General features: G+C 71.2%; 1 protein-coding gene (running past one end of the window). It reads left to right on the top strand.

Translation table 11 applies throughout. The features are described 5' to 3' along the window. On the top strand, positions 1 to 18,365 hold the 3' portion of the coding sequence (locus MXD59_RS19015; RefSeq protein ID WP_248826012.1) for a non-ribosomal peptide synthetase. Its footprint begins 5,485 nt before the window's first position; the window shows 18,365 of its 23,850 coding nt (coding positions 5,486-23,850); the start codon falls outside the window, past its left edge; the stop codon is at positions 18,363 to 18,365.

The raw sequence follows: 18,365 nt of genomic DNA, 5'->3' as shown, positions 1-18,365 counted from the left end.
TGACCGGTGCCACCCGGTCGGCGCTGACCGGGCTGGTCGGCGGGGAGGCACTGCCGCTGGACCTGGCCGAGTACCTTGCCACCGGCCTGTCCCGGGTGGTGCACACCTACGGCCCGACCGAGACCACCATCTGGTCCACCGCGGCCGACCTGACCCTTGCCGGTGGACGTATCGATCTTGGCCCGGCGGTCGCCAACACCTGCCTGACGGTGCTGACCCCGGACAGTGAGCCGGCGCCGGCTGGGGTGCGGGGGGAGCTGGCGATCAGCGGTCTCGGACTGGCCCAGGGCTACTGGGGCCGCCCGGACCTGACCGCCGAGCGGTTCGTACCGGACCCAACCGGGCCGCCTGGAGCCCGCCGGTACCTGACCGGCGACCTGGTGGTGCGCACGCTGCCCGGCGCCCTCGTCTTCCTCGGCCGGCTCGATGAGCAGGTCAAGCTGCGGGGTTACCGGATCGAGCTCGGTGACGTCCGCGCCGCCCTGCTGAGCCACCCAGACGTGCGCGATGCCGTGGTGCTCCTTCGGTCGGTGCAGGACGAGCCGGCGATCGTGGGCTACCTCCTGGCCAGCACCGAGGCGGACGCCGCGACCACCGGGGACGGCCTGAGCCCGGCCGTGCTGCGCGACTACCTGACCAGGCTGCTGCCCGCCTACATGGTGCCCAGCAGCTACCAGGTCGTGCAGTCCTGGCCACTGACCAGTGCCGGCAAGCTGGACGTCCGGGCACTGCCCGATCCGGCGCCCATGCCGGCTCGCGAGCCGATGGCGCCGCGCACCAGGGCGGAGCGGGCCATCGCGCAGGCCTGGCAGGAGGCGCTGGGAGTGCCCGAGGTCGGCATCCACGACGGCTTCTTCGACCTGGGCGGCGACTCGATCCGGGCGATCGTGCTGGTCGCGGCCATCCGCACGCAGGGTTTCACGCTGTCCGTCCGGGACATCCTCGAACACCGGACGGTCGCCGAGCTCGCCGCGCACCTGACCGGCGGCGAGAGGGAGCCGGACGCCGCGCCGATCGCGGGGCCGGAACCGACCACCGTCGCGCCCTTTGCGCTGCTGGCCGACGACGTCCGGGCCAGCCTGCCGGGCGGGCTGGATGATGCCTACCCGATCAGCCAGGTCCAGCTCGGCATGCTGATCGAGATGGACCTGGCCGGCACTGCCGCCGGCTCGAGCGCAGCGGACGGTTCAAGCGCAGCCGACGCCCGCCGGCCGATCTACCACAATGTCGATGCCTTCCGGGTCCGGGACGGCCGGCCGCTGGATGTCCCCGCCTTGCGGGCGGCGGTCGGCCAGCTGATCGGCCGGCACGACGTGCTGCGTACCGGGTTCAGCCTGACCGGCTACACCCAGCCGGTGCAGCTGGTGCACACCGTGGTGCCGGTGCCGGTCCAGGTGCAGGACCTGCGCGCGGTTCCGGCCGACCAGCAGGAGCAGGAGATCGCAGCCTGTGCGGCCGCCGAACGGGTCCGACCGTTCGACCTGGCCGCCCCACCGCTGGTCCGCTTCACCGTGCATGTGCTCGACGAGGAGCAGTGGCACCTGACCTACACGCACTCGCACGCGATCTTCGAGGGCTGGAGCTATCACTCGTCGCTGACCGAGCTGATCGAGCGGTATGAGGCGGTTCGCGATCGGCGTTCGTACGCCGAACGTGCCACGCAGGCCCGCTATGCCGACTTCGTGGCAGGTGAGCTGCAGGCGCTGGCCAGCGCCGAGGACCGCGAGTACTGGCGCCGGCTGGTCACGAGCACGCCCGCGTTGCGGCTGCCGGCCGGTTGGGGTGGCCGCCCCGGTGATCGCGCCAGCGTCCACGCGGAGACCCGCACCGCCGAGCTGCTGCCCGCGCTTCGAGCACTGGCCACCGACTGCCGGGTCTCCCTGAAGACGGTGTTGCTGGCCGGGTACCTCAAGACACTCAGCCAACTCACCAGCGAACCGACCTTCACCGCCGGGTTGGTCTGCGATGCCCGGCCGGAACTACTCGGCGCCGACCGCGTGCTGGGCATGCACCTCAATACCGTGCCGTTCCGGTTCGACCTGTCCGGGCTGCGGAGCTGGCGGGAGCTGCTGACCGCGGTGGATGAGCAGGAGACCGTACTGTGGTCGCACCGCCGGTTCCCGCTGCCCGAGATCCAGCGCCTGGCCGGCGGCGCCCGGTTGATCGAGGTGTACTTCAACTACCAGGACTTCGGCGGGGTCGACCTGAGCCAGGTCGACCGGCTGGCCAGTGTGGACGCGGCGCCGACCGAGTTCGGGCTGACCGTAACGACCCGGCCGCGTTCGGTGGTGTTCACCGGCTCGGCCGAGCTGTTCTCCGCCGCCGGAGTCAGCCGGATAGCCGAGCTGTTCGGACTGGTGCTGGCGGCGATGCTCGCGGATCCGCACTCGCCGTGCGCCCCCGCGGTGCTACCGGCCGGCGAGCGGGCGGGGCTGCTGGCGGCCGGCCGAGGCCCGAGCACCGAGCTCGCCGCCGGCAGCTTCGCCGAGCTGTTCCACCGTCGGCTCGCGCAGTGCCCGCAGGCAATCGCGGTCACCAGCGCCGGCCAGCAGCTGACCTACGCCCAGCTGGCGACCGAGGCTGGCGCCCTCGCCGACCGGATGGCCGCGGCGGGGTCTCGGCCCGGCGACCTGGTGGCGGTGCTGCTGCAGCGCACGGTCCAGCTCCCGGTGGCGCTGCTGGCAGCCCAGCTGGCGGGCATCGGCTACGTCCCGCTGGACACCACCTGGCCGGCCGACCGGGTGGCGCTGGTGCTGGCCGATGCGTCGCCGGCGCTGGTGCTCGCCGAGGCGGCAACCGCGGGTCGGCTCGCTGACTGCGGCCTGCCGGTGCTGCGGGTGGACGAACCAGTCGGCCCGGCCGGCGGCAGCGCACCGCGCCGGCTACCTGACCCGGAGTCGGTCGCCTACGCGATCTACACCTCCGGCTCGACCGGGAGGCCGAAGGGCGTTGCGATCAGCCATCGGGCGCTGGCCAACCTACTGCTGTCGATGCGCCGGGTACTGGGCGAACCGGCCGAGCCCGAACGCTGGCTGGCAGCCACCTCGGTGTCGTTCGACATCTCCGGGCTGGAGCTGTACCTGCCGCTGGCAGCCGGTGGCCGGGTGGTTCTGGCCAGCGATCAGCAGGTCGCGGATTCCGCTGCCCTGCTCAACCTGATCTCGCGCGAGTCGGTCAGTCACGTGCAGGCCACCCCGTCCGGCTGGAAGGTGCTGCTGGAGACGGGCTTCGCGGCGGAGCCCGCCGCCCGCACGGCGACCGTGCTGGTGGGCGGTGAGGAGCTGCCGATCGAGCTGGCGCACCGGCTCGGCGCCAGCTGCGGCCGAGTGCTCCACGTCTACGGCCCGACCGAGACCACCATCTGGTCGAGCACCGCGCCGGTGTCGGCCGCCGATCCGACGATCAGCCTCGGCAGCGCGCTGGACAACACCCAGCTGGTGGTGCTCACCGACGAGCTGGAGCCCACCGCGCTCGGCGTACCCGGTGAGCTCGGTATCGCAGGTGCCGGCCTGGCTCGGGGCTACCTGCACCGTCCTGACCTGACCGCGGAACGTTTTGTACCCAACCCGTACGGGGCGCCCGGAAGCCGGCTCTACCGCACCGGCGACCTGGTCTGCCGGACGCTGCCGGGGGCGCTGTCCTTCCTCGGCCGCATCGACGAGCAGGTCAAGGTCGGCGGGCATCGGATCGAGCTCGGCGAGATCCGGGCGGCGCTGCTGGCCGAACCGGCCGTGGCGGATGCCGTGGTCCTGGTGCGCAGCACCGAGGCCGGTGACCGTTGGCTGGTCGGCTACGTCCAGCCGGTGCCTGGCGCGGCCCTCGAAACCAGTGCGATCCGGGGCCGGCTGGCTGCCCAGTTGCCGTCCTACCTGGTGCCTGCGGCGATTGTGGCGGTGGCCAGCTGGCCGCGCAACAGTGCCGGCAAGCTGGATCGGGCGTCGCTGCCGGCACCCGCGGGTAGCGCGGCTCCGGTCCACCAGCAACCGCGCAGCCCCATCGAGGTCGCCGTGGCCGCGGCCTGGCAGCACGCGCTCGGCATCGCATCCATCGGTCTCCACGACGGGTTCTTTGACCTGGGCGGCGACTCGATGCGGGCCGTTTCACTGGTCGGGGCGCTCAAGGCGGCCGGATTTGACTGCACCGTGCGAACCGTCTTCGAGTTCCTGACGGTGGCCGAGCAGGCCGAGCACTTCGCCGCACAGCAGCCGGAGCTGGCCACGCCCGCCGGCGGGGACCCGGCGCCGACCGCGGCGGAGGCGCTGGCAGCGACCCTGCGCACCGCCGGGATCGACCTCGGCTCGCCCGAGCTGGCCAGCACGTCGGTCTCGGACCTGCTGGCGATGCTGACCATGCCACCGGCCGTCCAGGCACCAGTGCCGCAACCGGCCCAGAGCGCGCCCGAACAGGCCGGGGTCGCGCCGTTCAGCCTTGTCGGTGCGAGCGATCGTGCGCTGCTACCGGACGGACTGACGGACGCCTACCCGCTGTCACTGGTGCAGACCGGCATGGCGATCGAGGCGATGAACCCGGACACGGTGGAGAACTACCACCGGGTGAGCAGCTTCCGGGTGCGCGCGGGTGCGCCCTTCAGCCGGGACGCACTGCAGCAGGCCGTTTATCAGGTGCTGGCGCGGCACGAGGTGCTACGCACCTCGATCGAGCTGACCCGGTTCACGGTCGCGTTGCAACTGGTGTGGGCCGATGCGACGACCACGGTCCGCAGTCATGACCTGCGGGCCGCCGCCGATGCCGACGCCGGCCTGCGCCGGGTCCTCGATGCCGAGCGGCAGGAGCTGTTCACGCTGGACAGCTCTCCCCTGATCCGGGTGACCGCGGTGGTGCAGAACGATCAGGCATGGTGGCTGGTGCTGGCCCACAGCCATCTGATCCTGGAGGGCTGGAGCCACCATTCACTGCTGATGGAGATCGTCGAGCAGTACCACCGGCAACGGGCCGGTACGCCGGCGGCCGATCGGTCCCAGCGGGAACAGCCGGTGCCGTCGGTCCGGTTCGCCGACTTCATCGCCGCCGAGGCGGACGCGATCGCCGATCCCGCCGAGCGGCAGTACTGGCAGCGGGTGGTGACCGAGTACCCGGCGGCCGAGCTGCCCGATGCCTGGGGTGGCCTCGCTCACGCCGGGTCGGCGGCCGGCTTCCACCGCAGCGAGGTGGACCTAGCCGACCTGTCCGACCGGTTGCGCGGCTTCGCCGCCGAGCAACGGGTGTCGGTGAAATCCGTGCTGCTGACCGCCTACCTCACGGTGCTCGGGCAGGTGACCGGCCTGGACCGGTTCTCGGCCGGTCTGGTCTGCGATGCCAGGCCGGAGGTGGCCGGGGCTGAGCGAGTACTCGGCATGCACCTGAACACGGTGCCGTTCCCGGTGGACCGCTCGGCCGCGTCGTGGCGGCAGCTGGCCCGCCAGGTGTTCACGACCGAGGGCGAGCTGTGGCCGCACCGCCGGTTCCCGCTGCCGGAGATCCAGCAGCTGGCCGGCGGCCGTCCGGCGGTGCACACGGTCTTCACCTACCAGGACTTCCATCAGGTGGACGCAAACCTGATCGATCGGGCAGCCGGCAGTGGCAGCCAGGCGACCTCGCAGTTCGGGCTGGCTGTCTCGACGCGGGCCAGCACCGTCGTGTTCACCGGCGCCAGCACGCTGTTCTCCAGGACCGGCATCGCCGAGCTGGCCGCCCGGTTCCGCCAGGTGCTGGAACTCGCGCTTGCCGATCCGGACGGTTCGTGCCGTCAGCTCGCGGCTGCACCCGGAGAGCTCCAGCGCCTGCTCGCGGCCGGTCGCGGACCCGACGTACCGCTGCCCGGCGCGGGCCTGCCGGAGCTGTTTGCCCAGCAGGTAACGGCGTGTGCGGATCGGATCGCGGTCACCGCGCCGGACCGCGAGCTGAGCTACGGCCAGCTGGCCGGCGCGGCGCAGGCACTCGCCGCCCGGTTGCACCGGCGCGGCCTGCGCCCGGGCGACCGGCTGGCGGTGCTACTGCCGCGTACCAGCGAGCTGCTGGTGGGGCTCCTCGCCGCCCAGCTGGCCGGGGTGAGCTATCTACCGCTGGAGCCGTCCTGGCCGGATGCCCGGCTGGCCGGCATCCTCGCCGACGCCACGCCGAAACTTCTGCTCACCGCGCCGTCGCTGGCAGCCCGGGCGGCTGGTTTCGAGCATCCCCTGGTGGTGTCGGATCCAGCCGATTTGCTCCCCCCCGCCGCAGCCTTCGAGTCCCCGGCCCGGGATCCGCTGGCGATCGCGTACGTGCTCTACACATCCGGCTCGTCCGGCCGGCCTAAGGGGGTGGAGGTCACCACCGGGGGCCTGCTGAATCTGCTGCTCTCGATCCGGCAGCTCCTCGGCGGCGACCCGGCCGGTGAGAGCTGGCTCGCCTCGACCTCCGTGTCGTTCGACATCTCGGCCCTCGAGCTGTTCCTGCCCCTGGTAGGCGGTGGCCGCGTGGTGCTGGCCGGCGCGAATGAGGTCGGTGACGGCGCGGCCCTGCGGACCCTGATCCGGGCCGGCGGGGTCAGCCACGTGCAGGCGACGCCGTCCGGCTGGAAGGTGCTGCTCGCGGCCGGCCTGAACGGCGCTGACAACCTGGGGCTGACCGGCCTGGTCGGTGGTGAGGTGCTGCCGGTGGACCTGGCCGAGCGGCTGAGGGACCAGCTGGGCCGGGTTCTGCATGTCTACGGCCCGACCGAAACCACCATCTGGTCGGCCGCGGCGGAACTGGAACTGCGATCGGGCCGGCTCGGGCTGGGCGCTGCCGTGCACAACACCCAGCTGTCGGTTGTGGACGAGGACGGCGAACCGGTGCCGGCCTACGTCCCGGGCGAACTCTGCATCGCCGGCCTGGGCCTGGCTCAAGGCTACCTCGGACGAGCGGCGCTGACCGCCGAGCGGTTCGTGCCGAACCCGTACGGGACGCCCGGCAGCCGCCGGTACCGGACCGGTGACCTGGTCCGTCGGGACGAGGCTGGGCTGCTGCGCTTCCTCGGCCGGGCGGACGAGCAGGTGAAGGTGCGCGGCCACCGGATCGAGCTCGGCGAGGTTCGGGCTGCCCTGCTCGGCTGTGCCGGGGTGGCCGATGCGGTGGTGCTGGTGGCCGACCTGGCCGGCGAGCCGGGACTGGTGGGATACCTCCAGCCGGGGCCCGGGACGCGGCTCGACCTGACCGCGGTGCGCGCGCAGGTGGCCGGTGCGCTGCCGTCCTACATGGTTCCGCCGGTGCTGATGCCGGTCGAGGTGTGGCCACTGACCAGCGCCGGCAAGCTGGACGTGCGCGCCTTGCCGGCCCCGGTGGCGACGCCTGGCGCCGACCGGGTGTCGCCCCGGACGCCGACCGAGCGAGCGCTGGCCCTGGCCTGGCAAGAGGGACTCGAGGTGGCCGAGATCGGCGTCCACGACAGCTTCTTCGACCTCGGCGGCGACTCGATCCGGGCGATCGTTCTGGTCTCGATGATCCGCCGGGCCGGGTACCAGCTGTCGGTGCGTGACCTGGTGGAACACCGCACGGTCGCGGAACTCGCCGGCTTCCTGGAGGCCAGCGCGCCCGCCCGGGGCGTGGCAACCGCCACCGAGCCTGCCGGGCCGCCCGCGGTGGCGCCGTTCAGCCTGCTCACCGCGAGCGAGCGGACCGGCCTGCCGGCCGGGATCGAGGACGCCTACCCGATCAGCCAGGTCCAGCTGGGCATGTTGATCGAGATGGATCTGGCCGGCACGGCCAGCAGCGGCCGGGGCGCGAAGGCGCTCTACCACAATGTGGACGCGTTCCGGCTGCGCGATGCGCAACCGTTCGACGCCGATGCCCTGCACACGGCAACGGCGGCGCTGATCGCCCGGCACGAGGTGCTGCGTACCAGTTTCACCCTGACCGATCACGCCAGGCCGCTGCAGCTGGTGCACGCACAGGAGAGCCCGCGGGTCGCCGTGTCCGACCTGCGAGCGCTCTCCCAGGCCGAGTTCGACCAGCGGTTGCAGCAGATCAGCGCGGAGGAGCTGGCCGATCCGTTCGAGGTCACAGTGGCGCCGCTGCTGCGGGTGCACGCGGTGCTGCAGGACGAGCAGAGCTGGTGGCTGGTGCTCACACATGCCCATCCGATCCTGGAAGGCTGGAGCTACCACCTGGTAATGACCGAACTGCTGCAGCGGTACCAGGCGATTCGTGATCGGCAGCCATACCGGCCGGCTGGCCAGCCCGCCGGCCGGTACGCCGACTTCATCGCCGCCGAGCTGGCATCGCTGGCCGGCACGGACAGTCGGGCCTACTGGCAGGCGACGGTGGACTCGCACACCGTGTTCAACCTGCCCAAGGACTGGGCCGCGGATCCCAACGGCCCGGCCGAGCTGGTGCAGGCGCACGTTCCGGTCCATGACCTGCAACCGGCGTTGCAGGTCCTGGCCCGCCGCGCCGATGCATCGCTGAAGAGCGTGCTGCTGGCCGCGCATCTGAAGGTGATGAGCCAGCTGACCGCGGACGAGTCCTTCATGGTCGGCCTGGCCTGCGACGCCCGGCCGGATTTCGACCGGACGGACCTGGTGGCCGGCATGCACCTGAACAGCGTGCCGTTCGGCTATCCCAGCCGGCCCGGCAGCTGGCGCGCGCTGGTCGCCGCGGTGTTCGCCGCCGAGGCCGAGCAGTGGCCGCACCGGGCCTTCCCGCTGCCGGAGATCCAGCGGCTGGCCGGCGGTACCCGGCTGCTCGACGTGATCTTCAACTACATCGATTTTCACCAGGTGGACGCCGACCAGGTAGACCTGCAGGCCAGCACCGGTGCGGGGCTGACCGAGTTCCCACTGGCAGTCAGCTCCCGGTCCGGCTACCTCAGCTTGCGTACCGACACTCGCTATCTGAGCCGGGCCAATGTCGACCGGTTGGCCAGCATGTACCGGCTGGTGCTCGAAGCCATGGCCGCCGACCCGGACGGGGACGCCTCCGCCAGCTACCTGCCGGCCGCCGAGCGCGAGGTGCTGTTGGCCGGCGCGAGCCGGTTCGAGGTCACGGGAAGCGTCGGCGAGCAGTTCCAGCGGTGGGTGCAGGCGACCCCGGACGCGGTCGCGGTGACCGTCGGCGGCGACCAGCTTAGCTATGCCGAGCTCGACGCCAGCGCCAATCGGCTGGCGAATCTGCTGCACAGCATGCAGATCGGCCCCGAGGACCTGGTCGGTGTGTGCCTGTCGCGCGACAGCAGGCTGGTACCGGCCCTGCTCGGCGTGCTGAAGTCCGGCGCCGCCTACCTGCCGCTGGACCCGGCCCAGCCGAACCTGCGACTGCGCTCGATGCTATCGACCGTCCGGGTCGCCGCGGTGTTCACCGAGCGCCGGTACGCCGAGCAGGTACGAGCCGCCACCGAGGTACCCGTGCTGGTGGCCGAGGACCTGCTGGACACCCTGGCCGCCCAGCCCAGCGTGCCGCCCACATCCCTGGCCGGGCCGGGCAACCTGGCCTATGTCATCTACACCTCCGGGTCCACCGGCACACCGAACGGTGTCGCGGTCACCCATGGCAGCGTGCTGCGCCTGTTCGCGGCTACCGACGAGCGATTTCCGCTGCGCGAGAAGCACAGCTGGTCGCTGACCCACTCCTACGCCTTCGACGTCTCGGTGTGGGAGATCTGGGGGCCGCTGCTGCACGGCAACCGGGTGGTCGTGGTGCCGGCAGAGGTGGCCCGCAACGCCGACGAGCTGATCGACACGCTGGTGGAGCATCAGGTGACCGTGCTCACCACCAGCCCGTCCGCGTTCGGCGCGCTGGTCGCGGCCACCGCTGCCGGCGACCGGCGGGTCGAGGAGCTGGCGCTGCGCTCCGTGGTCTTCGGAGGTGAGAAGCAGGATGGTGCGGCGCTGCAGCCCTGGGTCGAGAAGTTTGGCCTGGACACGCCGGAACTGGTGAACGTGTACGGGCCGACGGAGGCCACCGTGCAGGTGACCCATCATCGGATCCAGCCGGCCGACCTGCAGGCTAGCACCGGCATCCCGCTCGGCCGGCCGCTGGCCGACACGGTGGTCCGGATCCTGGACCACAATGCCCAGCTGGTGCCGATCGGGGTGGCTGGTGAGCTGCACCTGGGCGGCGACGCGCTGGCTCGCGGCTATGCCAGCCGGCCAGAACTGACCGCGGATCGGTTCGTACCCGACCAGTACGGTGCGCCGGGCAGCCGGCTCTACCGGACGGGTGACCTGGCTCGGATGGCGCCCGGTGGCGGTCTAAACTTCATCGGCCGGGTCGATGACCAGGTCAAGATCCGCGGCTACCGGATCGAGCTCGGCGAGATCCAGGCGGTACTCAACCAGCACCCGGCCGTTGCCGAATCGGTCGTGATTGTTGATCAAACGGCCGCCTACGGGGTCCGTATCGTCGGCTATCTGGTACTCGCTGCAGGCGCCGCCGAGCCGAGCCGAGCCGAGCTTGCCGAGCATTGCGCCCGGTTGCTGCCGGAGTACATGCTGCCGGCGGCATACCTCACGCTGGACCGTCTGCCGCTGACCGCGAATACGAAACTCGATCGCAAGGCGCTGCCGAAACCGGACTGGTCAGTGCTGGCGGCAGATCATCCGCTGGCGGAACCGGTCGGCGAGCTGGAGACCGCGATCGCGACGATCTGGGCAGAGGTTCTCGGCCTCTCCCGGGTCAGCGTGCAGGACAGCTTTTTCGACATGGGAGGCGATTCGATCCGGGCGGTGTCACTCGCCGGAGCACTGCGCAAGGCCGGCTTCGAGGTGGCCGTGCGTGACATATTCGCGTTGCGCACCGTCCGCGAGCTGGCCGTCAAGGTGGCCACCGCCGACCTGCCGGTGGCGGACCAGCAACCGATCGCGCCGTTCGCGCTGATCGCCGCCGCGGACCGGGACCGGCTACCGGCCGGTGTGTCGGACGCGTACCCCGTGTCGCAGAGCCAGCTGGGCATGCTGCTTGAAATGCTTGCGGACCCGGACAGGAATCGTTATGTGAACAGCAACGTCTTCCGGGTCAAGGGCGGCGAGCGGTTCGCGTCGGCCGCGCTGCGGCGGGCGGTGGCCATCGTGGTCGGACGGCACGAGATCCTTCGGACCTCGTTCGCGCTGACCGGCTACTCGACGCCGCTGCAACTGGTACACACCGAGGCTGCCGTGCCGGTTGCCGAGGTCGAGCTGCCAGGCAACGGCGGGGACGAGACCGGCGCCAACCGGGCCGCGCTGGACAGCTTCCTGGCGGGCGAGCGGAGCACCGCGTTCGTGTTGACCGAGCCCGGTCTGGTGCGGATCTCGGCGCTGGTGGCCCCCGATGGCAGCTGGTGGCTGGGCATCACCCAGTGCCACGCGATCACCGAGGGCTGGAGTCACCACTCGCTGGTGATGGAGCTGTTGGAGGAGTACCGGCTCGCCGTATCGGGCGAAACCCGCATGCGCGGAGCCCCCGAAATGCGCTATGCTGATTTCATCGCTGCCGAGCTGGCTTCGCTCGGCAGTACTGTCGATCGGCAGTACTGGGCTGAGAGCACGGCCGCCTACCCGCCGCTGCGGCTGCCCGAAACCTGGTCCGATCCGGCCGGCACCGTCGAACCGATCCTGGTCCGGGTGCCTTTCGCGGATCTGGCAAAGCCGCTCGGGCGGCTGGCCCGCGGGTCGAACGCCTCCATGAAGGCCGTGCTGCACGCCGCGCACCTGGTGGTGCTGAGCCGGCTGACCGAGCAGCGTTCGTTCGGCGCCGGGCTGGCCTGCGACACCCGGCCGGAACTGCTTGGCGCGGAGCGGGTGCTCGGCATGCACCTGAACACCGTGCTGTTCGGCTTCGACCGGCCATCAGGGCAGAGCTGGCAGGACGTGGTCACCGAAGTGTTCGCCCGCGAAGTGGCGCTATGGCCCCACCGGCGCTACCCGCTGCCGATGATCCAGCGGCTGGCTCCCGGCCTGCCGGGCGGGCGCAACATGATCGACGTGGTGTTCAACTACCAGGACTACCGCAACGTGGTCGATACGGAGGTGGTCGACATCAGCGCCAGCAGCGGCGCTGGGTCCAGCGAGTTCGCCCTGATCGTGACCACCCTGAACGGCAATGTGAGCCTGTCCAGCAATACCGGCGTGCTGAGCCGGCGGGCGGCCGGCCGGTTGGCCCAGATGTACCGCTCGGTGCTGCTGGCGATGGCCGCCGACCCTGCTGGGTCCGCCGAGGCACCGCTGCCGCCGGCCGAGGTCCAGCAGCTGCGGGAATGGGCCGGATCACCGGCCTGCGCCACCGAGCATCGGACCATCCACGAGCAGTTGGCTGAGCGGGTGGCGCTGGCCCCGGCGGCGATCGCGGTGGCCGACGGCGACGTCGAGCTCAGCTACGCCGAGCTGGCCGGCCGGGCCGAGCTGCTGGCCGATCGGCTGCGGGCACATGCACTGCCGGCCGGCGCGGTGGTGGCGGTGTGCCTGCCTCGATCGGTGGTGCTACCGGCGGCACTGCTCGGCGTGCTCGCCGCGGGTGCGGCCTACCTGCCGATCGATGCCAGCTACCCGAGCGAGCGGCTGAGGTTCATGCTGACCGACTCCGGCGCGGCAGCGTTGGTTACCCATCGTGACTGCGTTGGCCTGTTCGACGGCTGGCGCGGCCCGGTACTGCTGGCCGAGGATACCGTGGATCGGCCGGTGGGCGAGTTGCGGCCGGTTGATCTGGCGGGATGGTCGGGCAGCGGCCAGACGGACGAAGACGCCGCCTACGTGATGTACACCTCTGGTTCGACGGGCACACCCAAGGCATCGGTGATCTGCCACCGAGGTGTGCTCCGCCTGGCCCAGGGTTCACCGGAGCTGCGGCTGGCCGAGTCCGACGTGATCGCCCAGGCCGCCAGTGTGTCCTTCGACGCCGCGACCTGGGAAATCTGGGGCGCGCTGCTGAGCGGCGCCCGGCTCGAGGTGCTGAGCCGGGACACCACGTTGCATCCTCAGGCGCTGCTGGCCGCGATCCGCCGCCGCCGGCTGACCGTGCTGTTCCTGACCACCTCGCTGTTCAACGTGGTGGCCAGAGCGGCGCCGGACGCGTTCGCCAGCCTGGATCGGATGGTCTTCGGTGGCGAGGCGGCCGACGCCGAGGTGCTGCGCTCCGTCCTCGCGGCCGGCGCACCCAGGCTGCTGGTCAACGGCTACGGCCCGACCGAGAACACCACTTTCAGCACGGTGCACGCGATCCGGTCGTCGGCCGACCTCGGCGCCGGGCGGGCGGTGCCGATCGGGCGTCCGGTGGCCGGAACCGAGGTCTTCGTTCTGGACACCGAGCTGCGGCTGGTGCCCGAGGGGGTGATCGGTGAGCTGTGCCTGGGTGGCGCGGGCCTGGCCCGGGGCTACCTGGGCCAGGCGGCACTGACCGCCGAGCGCTTCGTCGCGCACCCGTTGCGCGAGGGCGGCGGGCTGCTCTACCGCACGGGTGACCTGGTGCGCTGGCTGCCGGGGGGCGTCCTGGACTTTGTCGGCAGAGCAGACAGCCAGGTGAAGGTGCGCGGCAACCGGATCGAGCTGGGCGAGATCGAAGCGGTGCTGCGCAGCCACCCAGGGGTCACCGATGCCTGCGTGCTGTTGCGCGAGGACCAGCCAGGCCAGCCGCTGCTGGCCGGCTACCTGGTGCCTGCCATCGAGCCGGCGCCGGCGCCGGCCGAGCTGCGTGCCTTCCTGCTGAGCAGGCTGCCCGAGGTGATGGTGCCTGCTTCATTCAGCTGCATCGACCGGATCCCGTTGCGTGCCAGTGGCAAGCTCGATCCGGCCGCGCTGCCGGTGCCAGTCGGCAGCGCGCTGGCGACCGGTTCGAACTACCGGGCTCCGCGCACCGCCGCCGAGGCCGAGCTGGCCCGGGTCTGGGCTGGCGTGCTGGGGCTGGCTCAGGTGGGTGTGAACGACGGCTTCTTCGAGCTCGGCGGTGATTCGATCCGGGCGGTCAGCCTGGTCGGCGCACTCAAGCAGGCCGGGTTCGATGTCAGCGTCAGCGACATCTTCCGCGCCGGGACGGTGGCCAAGCTCGCCGAGCTGTGCACCGACCGGCCGGCCCCGCAGCCGACGTTCGTCCAGCCGCTGGAGTTGATCAGTGCGGCCGATGCGGCCCTGCTCCCGCCCGGCCTGGTTGACGCCTACCCGCTGTCGCAGCTGCAGGCCGGCATGCTGGTCGAGTTGCTGGCCGACTCCGGCCGCAACAACTACCAGCACACCACCTCGTTCCAGATCACCGACGGGGAGTCGTTCGACCTGGCCGCGATGGTCGAGGCAGGCCGTTTGGTGATCGCCCGGCACGAGCCGCTGCGCACCTCGATCGATCTGCAGACCTTCTCGGTGCCCATGCAGGTGGTGCACCCCGAGGCCGAGCTGACCGTGCGTTACCACGATCTGCACGGCCTGGATCGTGAGGCGGCGCATCGGCGGATGGAGCAGATCAGCCGGGAGGAGCAGGCCGAACTGATCGAGATCGGCAGGCCGTGCCTGATCCGGTTGGCAATCGCCGAGAGCGATACGGGCTGGCGGATGTTCCTGACCCTGAACCACACTATTCTGGAAGGCTGGGGTCACTACACGCTGTGGATGGAGTTGCTGACGACCTACCGCGAGCTGCGGGCCGGCCGGCCCGCGCCGGTGGTGGAGCTGCCGCAGGTCCGCTTCGCCGACGCGGTCGCCGCCGAGCTGGCTGCGCTGGCTTCGCCGGCTGAGCGAGACTACTGGCTGGCCGTGGCCACCGAGCATGCACAGTTTGCGCTGCCGGCCGGCTGGGCCACCGACGCCGCCGCCGCTACCGATGCCGTCACAGGACCTGCGGGCGGTTCGATGGCGGTGTCGGTCAGCCTGCACGACCTTACCGAGCGGCTCCGTGCGATCGCGAACACTCTTGAGGTATCGCTGAAAAGCGTCCTGCTCGCCGCCCACCTCAAGGTGTTGAGCCAGCTCACCGCCGAGGCCTCGTTCACCTCCGGGCTGGTGTGCGACACCCGGCCCGAGGTGATCGGCAGCGACCGGATCTACGGCATGTACCTGAACACGCTGCCGATTGTGCACTGGCGTGGGGCCCGGACCTGGCGGCAGCTGATCACCCAGACCTTCTCCGCCGAACTGGAGATGTGGGGTCACCGGAGGTTCCCACTGTCCGCCGTGCAGCAACTCGCCGCGGCTGGCCGGTCCGGCGGTGATCGGCGTATCATCGAGGTGTTCTTCAACTATCTCGACTTCCGCCAGATCGACACCGATCTGATGGATCTCGGCTCGACCATCCGCGAGGGTGGCACCGAGTTCCCGCTCGCGGTCACCACCATGGCCGGCGAGCTGGGGCTGCTCACCAACCGATCGGTGATGAGCCGGTCGCGGTTGACCCAGCTGGCGGGGACCTACCGAATCGTGCTTGAGGCGATGATTGCCGACCTGGACGGCGATGCCCAGGCCAGTTATCTGACCCCGGCCGATCAGGCGGCACTCGAGCACGCCTGGACCGGACCGACCCAGCAAGTGGGCGCCCGCTGGGCACATCAACGCTTCGCCGACCAGGCGACCCGGGCACCCGGCGCGGTGGCGATCCGAGCCGGGACGCAGCGCCGCACATACGGGCAGCTGGACAGGCAGGCCAACCAGCTTGCGCACCGACTGATCGCGCTCGGCGTGCAACGCGGTGATTTCGTCGGAGTACTCGCGCAGCGGGGCATCAACCAGATCGCCGCGGTCCTGGCTGTGCTGAAGGCCGGCGCGGCCTACCTGCCGCTGGATCCGGCGCACCCGGCGCAACGCCAGTTGCACCACCTGGCCGATACCGGCGCTGCCGTGCTGCTCACCGACAGCGCGCTGGCCGGTTACCCGGGTGCCGTGCTGCGCCTGGATCGCGAGCTGGCGGCTGACCTGCCGACCACTGACCCCCAACGGCCGGTCAGCGCGCAGGACCTGGCATACACGATCTACACCTCCGGCTCCACCGGGCGCCCCAAGGGTGTACTGATCACCCACGGGGGGCTGGCCAACTACCTGGCCTGGGCGGGCGAACACTACGCTGCTGCCGCCGAGCACGGCGCGCCGCTGTTCGGCTCCATCGCCTATGACCTCGCGGTGCCGAGCTTCCTGCTGCCGCTGGTCACCGGCTCGGACGTCACCGTACTGGGCGGTGACCAGCAGGCAGTCAGCCGGCTGCTGCGGGCCGGTGAGCGATTCCAGCTCGTCAAGATCACCCCAGCTCATCTGGACCTGGTGTGTGCCGAGCTCGTCGAAGCCGGCGCCGCGCCGATCGACAACGTGGCCGCCTTCGTGGTCGGTGGCGAACAGATGCTCACCGACAAGGCCCGGCACTGGCAGCAGGTCGCGCCGGGTGCCCGGATCATCAACGAGTACGGCCCGACCGAGACGGTGGTCGGCTGCGTCGTCGGCGACTTCAGCCCCGCGGTGGCCGGGTCCGGTCCCGTGCCGATCGGCCGTCCGATCACGAACACCTCGGCTTACGTACTGGATGCCCGCTTGCAGCCGGTGCCGCCTGGAGTGGCCGGCGAGCTGTGCCTGGGCGGTGCCGGGGTGGCGCGTGGCTACCTCGGCCAGCCGGAGCTGACCAGTGAGCGGTTCGTGCCGGATCCGTTCGGCGTACCGGGCGCCCGGATGTACCGGACCGGCGACCTGGCCCGGGCACTGCCCGATGGCCGGCTGGAGTTCCTTGGCCGCTCCGATGATCAGGTGAAGATCCGCGGCTACCGGGTCGAACTTGGTGAGGTCGAGGCGGCCCTGGCCAGCCTGCCCGAGGTGCAGGACGCGGCGGTCCTGGTGGTCGAACAGCGCCCCGGCGAGCGCCGGCTGGTTGGCTGTCTGGTACCAGCGCCGGGTACGCGGCTGGACGCCGCGGCGGTCAAGGCCCGGCTGGCCCGGATACTGCCCGCTCCCCTGATTCCGGGCAGTCTGCTCAGCCTGGACCAGCTGCCGCTGGCCGCGTCCGGCAAGCTTGACCGGGCCGCGCTCGCCGCGCTCGCTGCGGGCTCGCCGGCGGAGCCGGGCGGGTTCGTCAAGCCGCGCACGCCCACCGAGCGGGCGCTCGCCGAGCTGTGGGCGGCGCACCTCGGGGTCGACCGGGTGGGGGTGCACGACAGCTTCTTCGGTCTCGGCGGCGACTCGATCATGCTGCTGCCGCTGGTGGCCGCCGCCGGCCGGCGGCGTCTGCCGATCACTCTCAGCCTGCTCTACGAGTACGAGACACTCGGCGAACTGGCCGCCGCCCTCGATGCGGCCCAGCTGCCGGCGCCGGCCGCCCATGATCCCGATGAGCTGGCCGCCGCGCTGCGGTTGGTGATGGCCAATCAGCAGGCACTGGGGCTGCGGGTGATCGCCATGGAGCTCGGCGTGGACGAGCGATTGCTAGCCGAGCATCGAGTGCCCGGGGTGAGCTTCGCGCTGGTACAGGCCGGTGGCCTGGTGCAGGCCGGCGCGGCCGGCAGGCTGCGCGCCGGCGGCGATCCGGTGACCGCGGACAGCGTGTTCCCTGCTGGCTCGATCAGCAAGCACGTGTCGGTGCTCGCAGCCCTGCGGCTGGTTCGGGACGGCAGGCTGGACCTCGCCGCCGACATCGCCGACTACCTGAGGACGTGGCGGCCGCCGGCCCTGAACGGCAGACCGGCGTCGATCACCCTGGAGCAGCTGCTGCGCTTCACCTCCGGCCTCGGCCACGGCAGGACTGAGCCGGGCGATCACGCCTACGAGCCGGGAGAGCAGCTGCCCGACGCGGCGGAAGTGCTCTGCGGCCGGCGACCGGCCAAGACCCCACCGGTGGAACTGCTCGGCGAACCCGGCCGGGTATTCATCAAGAACAACGTCAGCTACACGGTGTTGCAGCAACTCCTGCAGGATGTGACCGGCCAGGACTTCGCGGAGCTGATGCACTCGCTGGTGCTGGCCCCGCTCGGTATGGTCGCTTCCAGCTATGGGCCCGAACCGCCGGCACCGGCCGAGCGGGCCGTGGGCCACGACGAGCGGGGCGAGCCGCTGCCGGCCCTGCCTCGGTACCCGGACCTGGCCGCGACCGGGCTATGGACCACCGCCTCGGACCTCGCCCAGGTCGGCATCGAGATCCGCCGGGCCAGCCGCGGACTGCCGTCGGCGGTGCTGTCCGTCGAGCTGGCGCAGCGGATGCTGACGGTGGTCGAGCCGGCCCGGTTTTATGGCCTGGGCTGCGTGGTGGACGACTCGTCCGGCGATCTCGACTACGGCCATACCGGCCAGATTCCCGGTTTCCGGGGGCTCACCATGAGCCAGCTACGGGCTGGTTCCGGGCTGGTGGTGCTGACCAACGGCGAATCGGGTCGGGCAATTCTGAAGCGCCTGTTGGCCGAGGTCCGCCGCCTTCACGGGGTGATCGAGGTGGGTCAACTTACCGAATTGTGGGAGCGTGGCCCGGTCAACCCGGATGCGACGGATTAG

It is taken from the genome of Frankia umida, from assembly GCF_023242945.1.
Taxonomy (GTDB): Bacteria; Actinomycetota; Actinomycetes; order Frankiales; family Frankiaceae; genus Frankia; species Frankia umida.
The sequence above is the reverse complement of the archived record's forward strand: the minus strand, read 5'-3'. Positions and strand labels throughout refer to the sequence as shown.